This window comes from Anaerostipes sp. CAG:276 (assembly GCF_000432215.1).
In the GTDB taxonomy this organism is placed as follows: domain Bacteria; phylum Bacillota; class Clostridia; order Lachnospirales; family Lachnospiraceae; genus Anaerostipes; species Anaerostipes caccae.
Window position 1 is genome coordinate 131,375 of sequence record NZ_FR889182.1, and the last position, 16,946, is coordinate 148,320.

General features: G+C 45.5%; 16 protein-coding genes. 2 read left to right on the plus strand and 14 right to left on the minus strand.

From position 1 onward, the window contains the following. The 6 genes from QVP35_RS06300 to QVP35_RS06325 form a co-directional block, all read right to left on the minus strand. Positions 1-3,140: ATP-binding protein (locus QVP35_RS06300; RefSeq protein WP_330361309.1), on the minus strand; the 3,140-nt coding region annotated here is incomplete at its 3' end. Positions 3,141-3,258: 118 nt separating this feature from the next. Continuing rightward, complete coding sequence (locus QVP35_RS06305) at positions 3,259-3,861, minus strand: pentapeptide repeat-containing protein (protein ID WP_009289163.1); 603 nt, start codon at positions 3,859-3,861, stop codon at positions 3,259-3,261. Between the two features lie 16 nt (positions 3,862-3,877). Further along, positions 3,878-4,609, minus strand: a complete 732-nt coding sequence (locus QVP35_RS06310) for a class I SAM-dependent methyltransferase (protein ID WP_009289164.1) — start codon at positions 4,607-4,609, stop codon at positions 3,878-3,880. Next, positions 4,596-5,750, minus strand: coding sequence for a glycerate kinase family protein (locus QVP35_RS06315; RefSeq protein WP_009289165.1), 1,155 nt, complete (start codon positions 5,748-5,750; stop codon positions 4,596-4,598). The genes QVP35_RS06310 and QVP35_RS06315 overlap by 14 nt, the downstream gene beginning before the upstream one ends. A 202-nt stretch (positions 5,751-5,952) precedes the next feature. After that, positions 5,953-7,686, minus strand: a complete 1,734-nt coding sequence (locus QVP35_RS06320) for an adenine deaminase C-terminal domain-containing protein (RefSeq protein WP_009289166.1) — start codon at positions 7,684-7,686, stop codon at positions 5,953-5,955. 15 nt (positions 7,687-7,701) lie between these two features. After that, positions 7,702-9,006 carry an NCS2 family permease gene (locus tag QVP35_RS06325; RefSeq protein WP_009289167.1) on the minus strand — a complete coding sequence of 435 codons (1,305 nt, stop codon included), beginning with the start codon at positions 9,004-9,006 and terminating at the stop codon, positions 7,702-7,704. 172 nt (positions 9,007-9,178) lie between these two features. Between QVP35_RS06325 and QVP35_RS06330 the strand changes: the two genes are divergently transcribed. Further along, a complete protein-coding gene (locus tag QVP35_RS06330; RefSeq protein WP_022260917.1) occupies positions 9,179-10,096 on the plus strand; it encodes a LysR family transcriptional regulator in 918 nt (305 codons plus the stop codon). Between the two features lie 79 nt (positions 10,097-10,175). Here QVP35_RS06330 and QVP35_RS06335 read toward each other — a convergent pair whose 3' ends face one another. The 5 genes from QVP35_RS06335 to QVP35_RS06355 all read right to left on the minus strand — a co-directional run bounded on the left by QVP35_RS06335 (position 10,176) and on the right by QVP35_RS06355 (position 14,199). Then, positions 10,176-10,742 carry a DUF305 domain-containing protein gene (locus tag QVP35_RS06335; protein WP_009289170.1) on the minus strand — a complete coding sequence of 189 codons (567 nt, stop codon included), beginning with the start codon at positions 10,740-10,742 and terminating at the stop codon, positions 10,176-10,178. A 65-nt stretch (positions 10,743-10,807) separates the two neighbouring features. Continuing rightward, a complete protein-coding gene (locus tag QVP35_RS06340) occupies positions 10,808-12,244 on the minus strand; it encodes a DEAD/DEAH box helicase (RefSeq protein ID WP_009289171.1) in 1,437 nt (478 codons plus the stop codon). Positions 12,245-12,415: 171 nt separating this feature from the next. Next, complete coding sequence (locus QVP35_RS06345; protein ID WP_009289172.1) at positions 12,416-12,985, minus strand: helix-hairpin-helix domain-containing protein; 570 nt, start codon at positions 12,983-12,985, stop codon at positions 12,416-12,418. Positions 12,986-13,005: 20 nt separating this feature from the next. Next, positions 13,006-13,428, minus strand: a complete 423-nt coding sequence (locus tag QVP35_RS06350; RefSeq protein WP_009289173.1) for a DUF3795 domain-containing protein — start codon at positions 13,426-13,428, stop codon at positions 13,006-13,008. Between the two features lie 21 nt (positions 13,429-13,449). Further along, the gene (locus QVP35_RS06355; RefSeq protein ID WP_009289174.1) at positions 13,450-14,199 is read right to left on the minus strand and encodes an alpha/beta fold hydrolase; all 750 of its coding nucleotides are present in this window, start codon (positions 14,197-14,199) and stop codon (positions 13,450-13,452) included. 341 nt (positions 14,200-14,540) lie between these two features. Here QVP35_RS06355 and QVP35_RS06360 point away from each other — a divergent pair, with 341 nt between their 5' ends. After that, on the plus strand, positions 14,541-14,849 hold the full coding sequence (locus QVP35_RS06360; protein WP_009289175.1) for an MGMT family protein: 309 nt from the start codon (positions 14,541-14,543) through the stop codon (positions 14,847-14,849). A gap of 366 nt (positions 14,850-15,215) precedes the next feature. On the opposite strand, the gene QVP35_RS06365 is transcribed toward QVP35_RS06360, so the two are convergent. The 3 genes from QVP35_RS06365 to QVP35_RS06375 all read right to left on the minus strand — a co-directional run bounded on the left by QVP35_RS06365 (position 15,216) and on the right by QVP35_RS06375 (position 16,877). Continuing rightward, on the minus strand, positions 15,216-15,707 hold the full coding sequence (locus QVP35_RS06365; protein ID WP_009289176.1) for a nucleotidyltransferase domain-containing protein: 492 nt from the start codon (positions 15,705-15,707) through the stop codon (positions 15,216-15,218). A gap of 77 nt (positions 15,708-15,784) precedes the next feature. Further along, positions 15,785-16,066 (minus strand): TfoX/Sxy family DNA transformation protein, encoded by a 282-nt coding sequence (locus QVP35_RS06370; protein ID WP_009289177.1) that lies wholly within the window; start codon positions 16,064-16,066, stop codon positions 15,785-15,787. Between the two features lie 406 nt (positions 16,067-16,472). Beyond that, complete coding sequence (locus tag QVP35_RS06375; protein WP_009289178.1) at positions 16,473-16,877, minus strand: hypothetical protein; 405 nt, start codon at positions 16,875-16,877, stop codon at positions 16,473-16,475. Positions 16,878-16,946: the final 69 nt, after the last annotated feature.

Below are 16,946 nucleotides of genomic sequence, written 5' to 3' on the forward strand. Positions count from 1 at the left end.
CTTATGAGCCGCTTGTAGTCAATCGGTTTTGAGACATGATCATTCATGCCTGCTGCCAGTGCCTTAGCCATATCCTCCGCAAAGGCATTGGCTGTCAGAGCGATCACCGGAACCTTAAGAGCCTGGGGATGTGTGCTGCTCCGGATCTCTTTTGCTGCGGTGTATCCGTCCATGACGGGCATCTGCAGATCCATAAGGACTGCCTGATAATATCCGGGTTCAGAGGCCAGAAACATATCCAGAGCTTCCTTTCCATTTTCTGCGTTTTCAACCGCGAAGCCCGCTTCGGTTAGTATGGTTTCCGCAATCTCCATATTAAGTTCATTGTCTTCTACCAGCAGAAGCCGTTTGCCCCTGAGTCTGTCCGAGCACCTGGTATCAGACCCTGGCCCATCCTGAATTTCAAATCCCGCCATCCTGTGCTCCGCAACCTGATCCGAATCGGCGATCTTCAGATTCAGAGTGACGATAAAACGGCTTCCCTGACCCTTCCGGCTTTCTGCCTGGATATTTCCGTTCATCGCAGAAACGATTCCCTGGGCAATGGACATTCCAAGCCCTGTTCCCTGTACTCTGCGGACCTTGGAATCATCCGCCCTGGAAAACGGTACAAAAATATAATTAAGAAAATCCGGGTCCATTCCGATACCGTTATCCTCCACAGTAAAGACAAAGCTTGCCGCCCCAGGCGTACGGCCAGTAACCTCCTGGACTTCAACGATGATCCTGCCCCCGTTCTGGGTGTACTTTACAGCGTTCGTAATCAAATTGATCAGCACCTGCCTGATCCTCCCCGCGTCACCGATAAAATCAGTGTGGACTACATCCACAGTTCTGAATAAAAGCTCCTGGCCCTTCTGCAGTGCTTCCGGACGTGTGATTGAGTTAATATCCGTGATCAGTTCCCTCAGACAAAACGGTTCTTCTGTCAGTTCGATCTTTCCCTTTTCTATCTTCGACATATCCAGAATCTCATTGATCAGATCCAGCAGGTGGCTGCTCGACATGTCTATCTTTGTGAGACATTCCCTCACTTTTTCAGGATCATTGATCCTGGATGCGGCAATGGAGGTCATGCCCATGATCGCATTCATCGGAGTCCTTATATCATGGGACATCTGGGCCAGAAAACTGCTTTTTGCCTCATTGGCTTTCTTGGCGGCCTCGTACGCTGCCAGCAGCGCCTTTCTGTTTCTCTCTTCCTGCTCTTTCTCCTCCTCTACGCTGTGGGCAGCCAGGATGACTTTTACCGGAATTCCGTTCCGGCTCTCCGCCAATATGATATGGATGCGCATCCATCCGTAACACCCGTCATAGTCCCGTCTGAATTCCCTTGCATAAATCGTTTCCCCGGCACCAATCCTCTGCCGTATGGAATCAACAGAGAGCTCTGCTGCGAATTTATCCCTCTCATATTCATGGATCAGTTTCATGTACGCTGATTTGAGTTTTTCATAGCGGTCGCTGCCGTCCAAATACCCCTCCAGATCTTTTCTGATACTGAAAGACTGGAACGACTCATCTGCCAGATCCACATAAAACACAGAGTGATAGAAGGATGAGAGTCCCTTGATAATATTTCTCGACTCAAAGTAAAGCTTCTTCTGCTTTTCTTCCTCATATTCCTCCATCTTTTGTTCATTGATATTCATATTGGCAAAGACAACCTTCGTCACCTTTCCGTCTCTCATCTCAGCAATACTGAAACGGGAGCGCACCCAGCCCAGACGATCCGGATATATCCTGCGGAAATCTACATCATATACAGGATTCTCCTCAGACAGAGTCTGTCTCAGAAACTCAGGACTGCCGGCTCTCTGCATCTTCTCCCGATCTTCTAAAAAGACATGCTCCCGCACAAACTTCCCATAATAGCTTTCAAGGCTGCCTTTCGGAAACTCTCCCTTCCTGTAAATAGTATCCTCCTGCCAAATGGCTTCCTGCATATCCTCCTCCAGATCAAACAAATAGATCGAATAATAACACTCGCAGAGATTGGAGAGCACATTTTCCCGCAGCTGGGATTCTTTTTTATCATCAATGCAGCGAAGAGTCAATAAAATATGTTCTTCCAGGCTCTGCCTGATGCAGGCAGAATAAAAATTATAATAATGCAGATTCCCCTGTTCATCTGAGAGACGAAGAGTTCCCTCCAGATAATTCTTTTCCCGGTAACTCTGTCTGTCAAATATATGATCAAATATTTTCCGGTCCTCCGAAGGCATCTTCGGCTTCATCTTGCTGCGGAAGTCCGGAAACGGCCCATGTCGGTTTAATTCAGCCCATTCTCCTGATCCATGGATACAGCTGTACTCCGATTTCCCCAGATCCGCACTGATGACCAGCTGATAGATCTGCGACACCGCAACCTGAGCAGTTCTGGCACTGATCCTTTTTTCCATCTCCTGATCCTGCTCATCAAATGCCACGATCACCCATGGAAATTCCTCAGAATACCCTGTGGACGGCACAATCCTGATCTTTCTCCAGCCACCGGTCCTGCTCCGGTAGAATTCCTCAATCTGAGACGCTCCTTCCCTGATCCTTCCGGCAATATAACTGCTCTTTGATGACTCTGAAATCATCTTTTCATATGCAGGTGACGCTTCATTGGCAGCATAGCAGCTTAAAAATTCTTCATAATCAGAAAACATCTGCGTATAAACCCTGAAGGAATCTGTCGACTTGATCGTCTTATAGGTTCTGTTCTTCATGTTGCAGAGAAAAATCCCGGTATAGCTGTCGCTCAGAGTCTGTATGACTGCGTCATACTCCTGCTTGAGCATGACGGTATTGGTAATATTCTGGTGATACCCTCTTAAGCATACTCCTTCTTTGTAGCTCCAGTCCCGGACTCCTCCGCAGCGCACATAGATACGCCCCCACTTTGGATGTTCCCATGGATACTGCACTTCTGCCCGCTCATCTTTCATTATCTTTTCCACCGCAGACTCAACAATCGGACAATACTCATCCTCGATGCGTTCATACCATGCCTGATAGCATTGCTCCGGCGAAGGTTCCGATTCAAGCCCCAGCAGCTCCAGCATAGCGCTGTCGGCGTACATCCTCGGTTTTTGCCCGTCATCTAATTCGATCACCCACAGTCCTGTCTGTGCCTCCCGCAGAATCTCCTGCATTTTCTGCGTATCCCTGAAATGGTCAAGCATATCTTTTTCCTTTCCTGTTTTAGATCTATCCCATCTGTCATTAGTATAACACGGTTTATTCTCTGTGCCCATTTGCTTATAACAAAACTCAGATGATTTTCACTCCTAAGAACCGCACCAGATCCATAGCCTGCATCGGGCCGATCTTCAGCCCGCGCAGTTCCCGAAAAGTATCGGATATCATGATTCCCTCGATGTTGCTGTCCGATAAGTCGATTCCTTCCAGCTGTGTCTTAAAAAAATCGACCCGGGAAAGGTTTACTTTTTCAAACCGGACTTTTTTAAATTTGACTTCCGCAAAAAATGCTTCGCTGAAGTCAACTCCTTTGAGTCTGCATCCGTCCCAGAGTGTGCTTTCAAAGTTGGCATAGTGATAACATCCTTCTTCCACTATTGTTTTGCGGAATGTGCTCTGGCTGAAGTCCCCTCCGTCACCTTTGCATCCCGATATCTCCGTTTCTTTTAAATAGCAGGACTGAAATCTGCAGTTGGAGAAATCACAATTCACAAATTTTACATTGTAAAACATAGAACCACTGAAATCACATGATACAAACCTGCATTTTTTGAAGCAGACATGATTAAATTCCACCTTCACAGGCATTTCCAGACACAGGGTCTCTCCTTCATAGTTTTTTTGTATCAGCGGCTCTTCCTCGGCCGCCGCCTTTATCACATCGTCTTCCAGCATTCCAAGCCTCCTTTTGTCACTCCTTTTCTGCCGCCACGATCAACATCATAGGACGGCGCATTTCATCCCGCATACCCGGCAGATCCAGCATTTCCTCCGGCGGCTTGGGTTCTGTGATATGTCTCAGCACAAAGCCATGCCGCAGCAGTGTATTCAGATATGTCGTCAGCGTTCTGTGGTATTTTACTACCTGTTCTCCGAGAAAGACCGCATCCCTTTTTCCCTCAAAAAAATACCGGTCCACAGGGAAATGCAGAATCTCTCCATCTTCGTCATAATACCAGTCCTGACTTCCATATGAAGTAAATACGGGATGTTCTGCCGAAAACACAAACTTCCCGCCCGGCACAATCCATTGGCTGATCTTTTCTGCCAGCGCTTCAAAATCCTTCACGTAATGGAATGCAAGTGAGCTGATGACCACATCAAACGATTCCTTTGGAAAGTCCAGATCTTCCATGGCACATCTTCGGTACCGGATCTTTTCATGGCTGTTTTTTTCACCTGCTGTCTCCAACATTTTTTCTGAAATATCAATGCCTGTCACAGATTCAGCCCCATGTTCCGCCGCATAAATGCAGTGCCATCCGTAACCGCATCCCAGATCCAGAACTCTTTTTGAAGCAAAATCAGGCAGGACCTTCTGAAGCTCAGACCATTCCCCGGCACCTTTAAGCCCTCTTTTTGAACGGTCCATCTGACTGTATTTCAGAAAAAATTCCTCGTTGTCATATTTATTTTCTTTCATAATCCTCCCGGCACCTCCATAGCCGCATGACCTGCTCCGCCGCAGCCGCCATATTCTTCTGTGCATATTCGGGTTCCATGGCTTTTCCGATCGTCACTGTCTCTCTCAAAATCGGAAAGAAAGCGTCGATCCCGCGGCTGTTGCACTTCAGCGCATCTTCTGCAATGCATCCCGCAAATGCAATGACAGGCTTGTTATATTTTTTTGCCAGCTCTGCCACACCCACCGGTGCCTTTCCCATTGCGGTCTGGCCGTCCAGCCGTCCTTCCCCTGTGATGACCAAACCGGACTCCCGGATATATTCTTCCAGCCTGGTTTCTTCCAGCACAATTTGGATTCCGGATTTCAAGACCGCATTTGTAAATGTCAGAAAAGCGAATCCAAGCCCTCCGGCGGCGCCGGTTCCCGGCTGTTTCGGATCAGCGCCGCAAAACTTCTCCCCCGCAAGCTCAGCATAGCCTTCAAGCCATCGGTCCATATCTTTTATCATCAGAGGATCAGCCCCTTTCTGGGGTCCGTAGACCGCACTGCACCCACGATCCCCGCACAGAGGATTGGTCACGTCACATGCAATCTCAAACTTACATTCACTTAATTCCGGAAGCACGCTGGTGTCCGTGATTCTCTCAAGCTCAGCGAGTCCTCTGGCTCCAAAAGGAACCTGCTCTCCCTCGGCATCCAGGAATCCGTATCCCAAAGCCTGAAGCATCCCAATCCCGCCGTCATTGGTTGCGCTTCCGCCAATTCCAATGATGAATTTTCGGCAGCCTTTCTGCACGGCATCCCGAATGACTTCTCCAACGCCATAGGTTGTTGTGTACATCGGATTTCTGTCTTTTTCAGGAACCAGCGTGATTCCGGCTGCCCCGGACATTTCAATAACAGCTGTGCCGTTTTTTTCAATCATACCATAACTGCACTCCACGGGCTCCCCGACCGGTCCGGTAACGGTAATTCTCTCTTCTTTGCCGCCCATACCGCAGACCAGTGCTTCCACCGTTCCTTCACCTCCGTCTGCCAGCGGCCTTACCTGCACTTCTGCTTCAGGATATACACGCAGAATACCGTCTGATACAGCCTGTCCCGCCATCATAGAAGACAGACTTCCCTTAAATGAATCCATAGCAACTGTTATTTTCACCCGAACTACCTCCTGCTTTTTAAATCCGTAAAAGCACGCGCTTCCCTCATTCTGTGCCGACTCTTTGTGATAATTGTAGCAAATACACTGTTTAAAAGCAATTACGGGACTGCGCTCTCAAATGAGTAATCTTGAACCATACTGCGAAAAAGAACCGATTCCTCCGGAAACTTTCCAGAGGAATCGGTTCTTGGTCTTTCTTCTAATTACACATTGTCTCTGTCAGTAAAGGTACAATCTTTCCTTTCACCACATCTACGAGTCCCCGGTCCGTAAGTTTCAGGGCCGGACTCACCGGAAGACCCAGCGTACAGAGGGACATGATCGGATTATAGTGACGGTACCCCAGCTCCTCAAGGCTTTTTCTGACCCGGCTCAGTTTCACACCAATTTCGTCCGCCGAAAGTTCGGATAAGATCCCGCAGACCGGCAGCGGAAGCTCTGCTTTTACCTGCCCATTCTGCACCGTGCAGATCCCGCCGTTTTGCTTCAGAATCCTGCGAACGGCCACGAGCATATCGTCCGGATTGGCTCCGATCACCATCAGATTGTGGTGGTCATGGAAATATGTCGTGGCAGCGGCTCCCCGCTTTATACAGTCACCGGTCACAAATCCAAATCCGATATTTCCGTTTTTCCCGTGGCGTTCCAGCACCGCTGCCAGCATACATCCGCTGTCCTGCCATTGAAGCTTTCCGCCTTTCACCTGCATCTGTACTCTGCGCTCCCCGGTCTGTGTACGCCCGTCATTTACTTCAATCACACGGACTTCCGCTTTCCCGTCATCCATTTCCAGCCGGGGTTCTATCTGTCCGGCAGATATACTGTCAAGATGAACACTCCGGTAAAAATGGTCCGGGAACCGGTACGGCTCTGTCTTCTTACCCGGCTCACCGAGATGATAGATCTCCCTGCCGTCCTTAAATACATAGTCCGGCTCAAAAGAGGCGCAGTCCTCCGCCTTTACCAGCTGGAAATCCGCCTTTCTTCCCGGCGCCAGCGACTCCCGGTCTCTTAAATTCATCCTCCCTGCCGGGGTATAAGAGGCACAGTAAATCGCTTCATTCAATGGAAATCCCATCTCCACGGCTCTCCTGACCACATAATTCAGCTGCCCCTGTTCTTTCAGCTTATCTGCCATCGTATCGTCTGTCACAAAACAGCAGTGCTCATACAGGCGGTGTTCTCTTATATAATCAAGAATCTCCGGCCGGAGCATTTTCTCCTGCAGTTCCACGAACATTCCATTCTGAAAACGCTCTTTTATTTCCTGAAGCGTGTGCTCCGTGTGATCGCCGTCGATCCCCCGGTATAAAAATTTTGCCAGATCCAGTCCAACCAGGGAAGGACAGTGTCCTTCTATGACGGCCTGAGGAACTTCCTCCTCCAGGTAATCGAGAAACTTCGTGATCTCAAGCTCGTCTCCCTTAACGATCTGCCGGTAGTTCATGACTTCTCCCACACAGACAACCCCGTCTTCCTGCATGAGCTGCTTCATCTGTGCAAGACCGATCACCCCGCCCGTGGTCTCCAGCTCCTCGTTGGTAGACGGTACACTGCTTGGAATCCCATAATAAATATCAACAGGAGAATCCTTGGCTCCGTTGATCATCTCATGAACCCCTTCAACCCCCATCACATTGGCGATCTCATGGGGCTCCGACACCAGGGTAGTGACACCGCATTCTGCCGCCCGTTTTCCAAAGGAGGCCGGAGTCATCATGGAACTCTCGATGTGCATATGAATGTCAATAAACCCCGGAAGCATTTTCAAGCCGCGTCCGTCCAGCACACGAACGGCCTCAAGTTCATGCCTGTGTTCCGTGTCCACATAATAAATTTTCGTTCCCTTGATATATACATCCGCATTTATAAACTGTTTCAGATACGAATTATAGACTTCTGTATCTTCAACGAGCAAATCCACTTTCTCCATCAAAGCACCCCTTTTCTAAAGAATGGAATAGAAATACAGCAGGCACACGGCCACAAGAATCCACATGACCGGACGAATTTCCCTGCCTTTTCCAGCTGTCAGCTTCATCACCACATACGTCGGCAGGGCCGCACAGATCCCATTGGCAATGTTGTTTCCAAAGATCGTAAAAGCAATACACACAAATGCCGGAAAGGCCTCTGTTATGTCGTCAAACCGAATATTTTTCATGGCTCCCAGCATATTGATGCCGATATACATGAGGACCGGCGCCGTTGCCGCAGACGGGATCATCAGTGCAACAGGTGCCAGAATCAGGGACAGTCCGAAAAAGACAGAAGTAAAGATTACCGTAAGCCCGGTTTTGCCTCCTGCCTCCACACCCGCTGAAGACTCCAGATATGTGGTCATACTCGGCATTCCGAATAAAGCCCCAAAACTGGTCGCCACGGCATCCACCTTAAAACATTTGTCAATGCCCGGAAGGTCTCCGTTTTCATCCAGATATCCGGCCTTAGCCCCGACTCCGAGAACCGTTCCGAAGGTAGAAAAAAAGTCCGGCACAAACAGCGCGATCAGAAACGGAATATATGCAAAATTAAGCGCTCCGATAAAATCGACTCTCATGAACTGGCTTCCGATATTGGCCGGCATTGTAAACAGGCTGTCCGGCAGTGCTGTCACTCCGAACGGAATCCCCACCAGAGTCGTGAGCACAATCGCCAGGATCATATTTCCCGGAACATTTCTTGTCTTCAAAATCAGAAGGATGATAAATCCGATCACAGCTACAATCACTTCCGGTGACTTCAGATCCCCGAATCCCAAAGAATTTTTCGCCTGGTTTGCAATGATAAGGCCGCAGCTTTTTGCCCCCAGCAGTGCGATAAACAGGCCGATCCCGGCACTTACCGCATGTTTTAAGCTGACGGGAATGACTTTGACGACTGCCTCCCGAAGCCCCAGAAATGAAATCGCAATGAAGAGGACTCCGCTGAAGAAGATGACTCCGGCCGTCACAGCGGGAGAAATCCCGTCATTTGCGATCATCGCAGTGACGATCCCCACACTTCCGAGTCCCGGCGCAAGCGCGAAAGGCCTGTTCGTATAAAAAGCCATGGCGCAGGTCGTCAGGATCACCAAAAGAATCAATACCGTAAACATCACGTGTTTATCAAGTCCCGCTGACGCCAGCATGTTAGGGACCGTAGCCAGCACGTAGGCCATCGTTACGAATGTCGTCAGACCTGCTATCAGTTCTGTCTTTACATCTGTATGGTATTCAGATAATTTAAAATGCTTCTCTAACCATTGTTTCATAGTTTTTCACTCCTTTTTCTCCTATGTAAACCCTTGCTTTGTCATGTCTTTCATTGTATGCTAATCATAATTATTCGTCTAATTCATCTTGGTTATAAAAAGTATTCCATATCAGAATACTGAGAGATGATCAATTTAAAATGGCTTGACTTTGCCGGATATGGAGTTTGTTATGAATATCCACGAATTAAATTATGTACTCTGTATAGCTAAACATCAGAACCTGACGAAAGCGGCACGGGAACTTTTTATTTCTCAGCCTACTCTGAGCAAACATTTAAAAAAGCTGGAGCGGGAGCTGGGCATGAAGTTGTTTGCCCGTATAGATAACTGCTACATTCCTACCTATGCTGGCTCCCGCTACCTTAAGTATGCAGCCGGAATGCTTGCCCTCAAACAGGATTGGGAAAAGGAGCGCCTTGAGCTGTCTTCTTCAAACGACGGAGAGCTGCATGTGGCAATCCCTCTGATGAGAAGTTCCTGCATGGTTCCTGTTATTCTTCCCGTCTTCCACGAAATGCATCCAAATATCCGCGTGCATATTTTGGAAGAAACCTATGCCATACAGGAATGTCTGTTAAAAGATACCTCTGTTGATTTTGCGCTCTTTAATGAAACAAATGAGAATCCAAAGCTTTCCTATGAGTTTCTCGGAAAAGAACCGATCCTGCTGGCCGTCTCTCCTGAACATCCCCTTGCCGGCACTGCCAAGGTTAAGAACGGGAGAGAAAATGCATATCCTCCGGTCAACTGGGAAGCGATCAGAGATGAAAACTTTATTCTGCATTTTCCCGAGCAGAATACAGGAGCTATCACTGAGCGTCTTTTGAAGAAACATCATATCACTCCCCGGGTTCCTTTTTATACCCGGAATACACAGGCCGCCCTTCTTCTCATGATGAAAAACCAGGGGATCTGTTTTGCCCCGGAGACTTATATCCGCAACATGTCCTTTGAGAAGGACCCTATATGCTTTTCCCTTGAGGATGAGGAAGCATTTACATCCACCGTTCTGGCTTACCGGAAAGGAGCTTATCTGACTTCATATGCCGAGGATTTTATACAGCTGGCTAAAGATTATTTCAAATAAAAACTACGGCCATATTAATAAGACTGGCCGTAGTTTTTTGATTATTTTATTTTTCGAACCACACTCACATTTTGAATCTCTAGCAGTCCAGCTTTTTCAGCAGGCACTCCATTTCTTTGATGCCCTTTTTCTGGGATACAATGATCTCATTCAGCAGAGGCACAAGTTCCGGACAGAGACAGAACCGCAGGGCATTCTCCGACATCCGCACGGCTCCTCTGTGATGGGGAATCATTTCCCGCATAAAATTGCAGTCGATGCTGTTGTCTGTGCATGCCGATTTCATCTCACGGAACATCTCGCTGATGATCCGGTGATTCTCATTTGTATAGCAGCGAATCTCTCTTGGATTATTGATGCACGCCTTACATTCCGGGAGTGCTCTTGTCATATTCTGAATACTTTTTTCCTGGGAGGAGATAATATTCAGCGCAATATCCTGTAACGGAATATTGGTTGTATAGCAAAGCAAATTTTTTGACATCTCAATGGCGGCACGGTGATGGGTGATCATCTGTGTGATAAAGCCGGCCGAAATGCTGTTTGTCATCTTTACACAAGTCATCTGATCGATCATTTTATCCAATATGCACTCATATCTTTTCGCATAATCTCTTGTATTATTACTTAAACGACATTTATTCATATAATTTTCACCTCTTGCTATTATATGACCGCATCGCCTGTTCGGTGTATTGATCCGCTATGTTTTTATTTCCCTGCTTTTCTGACTTTCCGCACCTTACCCTTCATCGGTTTCGTCTGGAGATAGTCTAACACCTGATTTCCTTTCCGATTCAGGATTTCCACATAACTTATGCTGTCCCTGATATCCACAATCCCTATATCGGAGGCTTCCAGCCCTTCAATACTGCAGATCGTCCCCACAATGTCACCGGCCCGCATTTTTGATTTCCGGCCTCCTCCAATCGACAGGCGGGTGATCCCCTCATTTAATGCCTCACCCTTCTCAGGCTTTCTCTCTGCCTTTATCCGCTGGAACTTCCAGAAGGCTCTTTCCTTTTCGTCACCGATGACCGGCGGTTCTGTGACGGGCAGTTCCCGTCCCAGATACGTTTCCACCTGCTTTAACATCCTTTGGTCATTTTCGGTCACCAAACTGACTGCAGTACCTGAATTCCCGTTTCTTCCCGTTCTTCCGATCCGGTGCACATAGGTTTCTTTCCCCGTCGGAAAATCATAGTTCACCACATGGCTGATCTCTTCAAAGTCGATTCCTCTTGCCGCCACATCTGTCGCGATCAAAAAGCGAAAACCGCCCCTTCTGAAGGCATCCACAGTTTTCAGGCGTTCCCTCTGCTCCATATCTCCGTGAAGCATCCCGCAGAAGATCCGTTTTCTCCGCAGCTTTTGAAACAATACATTTGTCATCTCCCTGGTACCGCAGAAAATCATGCAGCTCTGTGGATTCTCGTCCATGAGAATGTCAAGAAATGTATCATATTTTCTCTCCTGGCTGGCGAAGTATAGCTTTTCCGTGATGGCTGATGCCTGTTCTTCCCCTGCCTCCTGCATCACAAGCACTGCCTCCGGGATAAACCCGTCGGCCAGTTCCCGGATTTCCGGCTTTAGTGTGGCAGAAAACAGAGAGATTCTGCAGTCTGCGGGAACCAGTGAAAGGATCTGTTTCACTTCATCAATAAATCCCATATCCAGCATCAGATCAGCTTCGTCTATAACCAGCCACTGTACGTTTGAAAGTTTTAAGGTTTCCCTTCGGATATGATCCATGACACGCCCCGGGGTTCCCGCCACGATATGGGATTTCTGCTTCAAAGTCCGGATTTGTTTGTCAATGGGGAATCCCCCGAATACCGCCGGAACCTTCAGGCGCTTCTTCCGCCCTATATGAAACATTTCCTGGCTGACCTGAACTGCCAGCTCTCTCGCAGGCTCCAGCACCAGGGCCTGCGGTGCGTTTTCCTCCCACCGGACATTCTGGCAGATCGGTATGGCAAACGCCGCCGTCTTTCCGCTTCCTGTGGGGGCTTTGGCCACTATATTTTTTCCTGCAAGCATGGGCGGAATCACTTCCTGCTGTATGTTTGTGGGTTTTTTATATCCAAGGCCGTTTAAGGCCTCCAAAATTTCTATTGAGAGACCAAAATCCTGAAACTCATTTGTCATTTCTTTTTACCTTTCTTAAATTTATAAACTAGTTTTCTCATCCGTGTATCTGCACAAAACTTCTCCTGTCAGATCCCATATAATTAATTTATGGTCTAATTCTATATGTAAAACAGAAAACTGATGACTTCCGCGTCACTGCAGAAGTCATCAGCCTCTTGGCACTTCCGGCTATTCTTTATCCTTCCAGTACCACCATTTGAGTTTTTCCGGATCGTGTTCCTCATGTTCCGCATAATAAACCGCGCACCGGAACACATAAAGCTCACACCGGTCCTCTGTAAATCCCTTTTGAATACAGTCCATACTGTATAATTCCTCCGGATCTCTGCCTTTCAGGTCATCCACGCAGTAAATTCCAATCGCATTTAAATGCTGAGCGATTCTCTTCCCTATTCCGGGTACTGTCTGTAAATCCTGTGATCCGGAACTGTTTTCTTGTTTTTGCCGCTTCCCATATTCCTTTAAATTGTTGATCTGTACACGAAGGCCGGCTGCATTTTCTTCCGGAGTTTTTGTTGGATCATCACGCTCATAGCGGCTGCACGGCAAATCTTTGCAGCAGCCGCAGTGATCATATTTTTTCGTGTTCATGCAGCAGTCATAGATATCGCAGATACTTTCCTGTGTGTACTCCAGCCAATATACCCTGCCTTTGATCTCATGACACCCCCGGCAGCTGTCCGGATAAAATTCACATTCAGAACATATAGTGCCGCAGCAGCTCATCTTCCCTTCCACAAGCGCTTTCTCCTTCCCTGTTAATTACATAATGTACGCATCTTATGCTGACACTCACTGCACTCCGCATCATGTAAAGAAATAATACCGCCGCAGTCCGGACATTTGTACTTCTCCCGATGTTCTTCTAATAGAATTTCTGCACCATACTCCTTCGCAGCTCTGCTGTTTTCGATCAGACTTGCACGATACCGGGAGTTATAGCTCTTTTCCAATGATTTTATCTGCTTACATGGAAAATCAGAACACTCATAACAATAAGTAATATTTTTACCGGCGGTACAGTCTTTAATCCTGCATTTCCGACAGTGTTCCGGCTTTCCCCGGTCGCTGTTCAGACATCCGGCACAAGGTTTTTTATGATAGCAATGCTTGTAACAAACCATACAGTTCATCCCGCAGGGTGCGAACATGTCTGATTCAATCTTTCCCGGCATTCTCATCTTCCGGCCTCCTTATGATTCTTATTCTTCCAGGAATCTCGAAATGGCCTCTGCAGCCTTCTCCGCACAGGAGAGGATTGCAGGATGTACCCCTTCCGGGAATATACATATGTCTGCATTTGTCTCTCTGGCAATGACACGATATTCATCCTGAAAATCTGCTCTGCACATGTCATCTCCCTCACTGCCCATGAGCAAAAGGGGATTCTCCAGTGCACTCAGAGGTTTCGTAAATAAGGGCAGCTTCTCTTTGGCACACTGTACCATCGCATTTGTGTCCATATCCACGATGCGTTTCCAGTCATCCCCCTGGCACCACTCGTAAAATGCTCTCCCCATTTCGTCCTTCTTGGCTTCTGCACGCTCCTTAAGCAGATTCTCCGAAAAGTCATCTGCCAGCGTGCGTCCGTCAAAACTGTCCGCCACTACCTTGTCCACCAGATACGGTCGTTCCAAGGCCGCATTAACTGCTGCCCACGCACCGCCGCTGGTTCCCACAAGGTTTACCTTTCCAATATCCAGATGCTCAAGCAGCGCTGTCGTCTGTCTTGCTTCTTCCGTCCAGAGTTCCGCCGGAAATTCTTCCAGCCTGTCTGATTTCCCATGTCCCAGAAAATCAATGAGAATCACATGAAACTTATCTTCATATAAAGGCAGTATAAGTTCAAACATCCTGGAAGATGCTGTATTCCCGTGCAAAAACACGATAGGTTTTCCACTTCCTGTTTCTTTGTAATAAATCTTCTTTGACTGATAATTAAAATATGACATCCTTTGCCTCCTGACCGTATCTTTGTTTACGCCTCTTACCGATCAGCAAGGCTTTGGAAACACCAACGCCCTGCTGTTAGTGCTTCATCATCCAAATTCCCATAATTTCAACCTCCGTTCTTTCTGCCCTGACACACAACGCTCATCCGCTCAAATGAAATAAAGTGCGGCAGCGTGCGGGCGTCTGTTTTCAGTATAACATAGAACTGTATGGATTCCATTGAATTTTTCTTAACCCCATAAAGTTATTGAATTCATACTGCCTTGTTCTTGACATTTCTTCTATCTTGCAGCATGATTTCATTAGCATAATCCATTCTATAATTTGTGAGGATATACATATGAAAAAGATTTTAGATGAGCGATTAATTTATGAAATCCTCTCTGTTGTGGAGGAAATTCCCCGGGGAAAGGTTGCGACTTATGGGCAGATTGCCCGTTTGATCGGAAAAGAAAAAAATGCAAGACTTGTGGGCAGGGTCCTCAGTATGGCAGAATACTACGGCAGTTATCCCTGCCACCGCGTGGTCAATCACGCCGGAAGACTGGTTCCGGGCTGGCATGATCAGGGACTGCTTTTATTAGAAGAAGGTGCTGTGTTTAAAGATAATGGAGATGTCGATTTGAAAGCTTGTCAGTGGGATGAATAGAGATAGACTTTCATACTCCTTTAATTAACTTAACAAAAGAAGATGCCTCTGCTGACGCAGATGTATCCTCTTTTCACTCAACATCTAATTTCACTATCGGTTCCTATCCGGCATAAACTGATCCGGATAAATATCCCTTCCTTCTTAGACACAGACGCCCATTCTCATGAACCTTTATGACCAGATCCGTTGAAGATCCATAATCATATTCATACCCTTTTGGAGCACAGATTTTAATTTATATATTTTCAGTATAGTATAAAATTTCGTATTTATATCCTCTTAAGGTAGAATAGATTAAAAAGCGTCATATAACGGTGGGAATCTTGTACTGTTCCTCTATACAATGCTCCTTAAGACTGGAAATTATTTTAACAAACTGTCGATAATTTTTAGATCATGCCTGTCTATATCTCTTAATTCATATCCTGTATGAAATACTTTTTGTCCTTTTGCCGAAATACAAGGTATTCTGATTCCCTCAAAAACAGCAGTTCCAAAATAATCTGCACTGAACTCATAGCATCCGCCTTCCAAATCTGCCTGTTTTGCGGTTCCATCTTCACCTAAAATAAAAGGATGAATGTCGATGTACCCGTATTTTTCACTATATAATTCCATTCTGACAGGCGCCCAGTCAGTTTCTATCTCATAACCATGGTCTTTGAGAAGACTTAGGATTTCCTGCGTATACTGTGCATCAAAGTTTATGTCAATATCCCTGTGATTTCTGCTCTGTTTACCTGCTAAAACATCGACACCCCAGCCGCCGTCAAGCCAGTATTTTATATTTGAGTCATTGAGTATTTTTAATATTGTTATCAGATCTTCTTTTGTTGTAATCACTTTTTTTGACATGATAGAACCTTTCTCTGTGAAACAGCACAGCTTTATTTGTCTTCTAAGCTCCAGAAGACTCACACTTGAAGTGAGGACTATTTAAGATTATCGTTAAAGCTCTTTAAAGCATACTTCTCTTTATCCAAAAGCTGGTTGTATTCAAAGTTATCGATCGCTCCCTGAAGTGTATATAAATGTACCAGACAGACATTTGGAAATTTTATTTTTAAGCAAAAGAAAGCTTCTTTGCTCCCTAGCTGTATTAATTCTTCTGCTGAAGAAATGCCGACAGACTTTAGCTTGTTTTCAATTTCTTCCCCTATATTTTTCATTAAAGTTAGTTTTGACACGGAAATGAATCTTTTCATTTTTTTCATCTAACAAAAATATCATCTGCTTTGACTCAGGGCAGTCCAATTGCTTATATTTTATAATAATCCGTAGTATTCTAATACGTCTTCGCTTTACTCCTTCTTCACTTGAAGACACTACTTCACATCTAAACTTTCAACAGCAACTTATTATTGTTTTACTCACTTCAAAACACTCATCTGCTTTACCCGAGTAATGAGACACCTATTGATATCATATTACTCTTTGATATATCCCTTTATTTTTTAATAAAGCAACTCGTCCTTTAGTGTATAATATTTGCGGCCAAAGACCCTATAAAAATCCATAGTAAGCTATATCTTATCTCCTCTAACTTATATACGGATTGCTTATTTTACATTTTGAATTTAAATCCTATTTTTAAAATTTGCTTCTTTCATTAAAAATCAATTATCTTTTGAACTTACGGTGCCATAAATCATATCTCATAGCTCTGGCTGTAGTATTATAGTTTTCTTGAGTTGGATTATCAATAAAATTATCAATTGACAAAACTACTTTCTCACTTGCAAACAAAACACAGAATTTATTATGTAATTTTATTTCTCTCATGTAATAATCTTTAATTTCCTGTTCTTCATTAACTTTTGGTTTGTAACTTGTTTCGATATGCTCGTAATTTTTTACATCTATAATTACCGACATGAACACTAACAAGCTATTATATCTTTTCATCTTTTCCATAAATAAATTTTCAAAGCGTAAATTTATTTTATACCTTATTGTATCAAAAACAAATGTAACTATTGTAGAAACAATTGCTGAGATACCAATTACTTTTAATATATTTTCCAAAATATTCTCCTATTAAGTAATTTATTATATTTTTAAATCATTTTAAGTATTTTAGTACTTCATCTATTT

Bases quoted from the DNA above. Each gene is read 5' to 3' on its own strand.
- QVP35_RS06305 (WP_009289163.1), bottom strand. From the start codon at position 3,861: ATGCTGGAAGACGATGTGATAAAGGCGGCGGCCGAGGAAGAGCCGCTG.
- QVP35_RS06310 (WP_009289164.1), bottom strand. From the start codon at position 4,609: ATGAAAGAAAATAAATATGACAACGAGGAATTTTTTCTGAAATACAGT.
- QVP35_RS06320 (WP_009289166.1), bottom strand. From the start codon at position 7,686: ATGGAGAAAGTGGATTTGCTCGTTGAAGATACAGAAGTCTATAATTCG.
- QVP35_RS06325 (WP_009289167.1), bottom strand. From the start codon at position 9,006: ATGAAACAATGGTTAGAGAAGCATTTTAAATTATCTGAATACCATACA.
- QVP35_RS06330 (WP_022260917.1), top strand. From the start codon at position 9,179: ATGAATATCCACGAATTAAATTATGTACTCTGTATAGCTAAACATCAG.
- QVP35_RS06335 (WP_009289170.1), bottom strand. From the start codon at position 10,742: ATGAATAAATGTCGTTTAAGTAATAATACAAGAGATTATGCGAAAAGA.
- QVP35_RS06340 (WP_009289171.1), bottom strand. From the start codon at position 12,244: ATGACAAATGAGTTTCAGGATTTTGGTCTCTCAATAGAAATTTTGGAG.
- QVP35_RS06350 (WP_009289173.1), bottom strand. From the start codon at position 13,428: ATGAGAATGCCGGGAAAGATTGAATCAGACATGTTCGCACCCTGCGGG.
- QVP35_RS06355 (WP_009289174.1), bottom strand. From the start codon at position 14,199: ATGTCATATTTTAATTATCAGTCAAAGAAGATTTATTACAAAGAAACA.
- QVP35_RS06360 (WP_009289175.1), top strand. From the start codon at position 14,541: ATGAAAAAGATTTTAGATGAGCGATTAATTTATGAAATCCTCTCTGTT.
- QVP35_RS06365 (WP_009289176.1), bottom strand. From the start codon at position 15,707: ATGTCAAAAAAAGTGATTACAACAAAAGAAGATCTGATAACAATATTA.
- QVP35_RS06370 (WP_009289177.1), bottom strand. From the start codon at position 16,066: ATGAAAAAAATGAAAAGATTCATTTCCGTGTCAAAACTAACTTTAATG.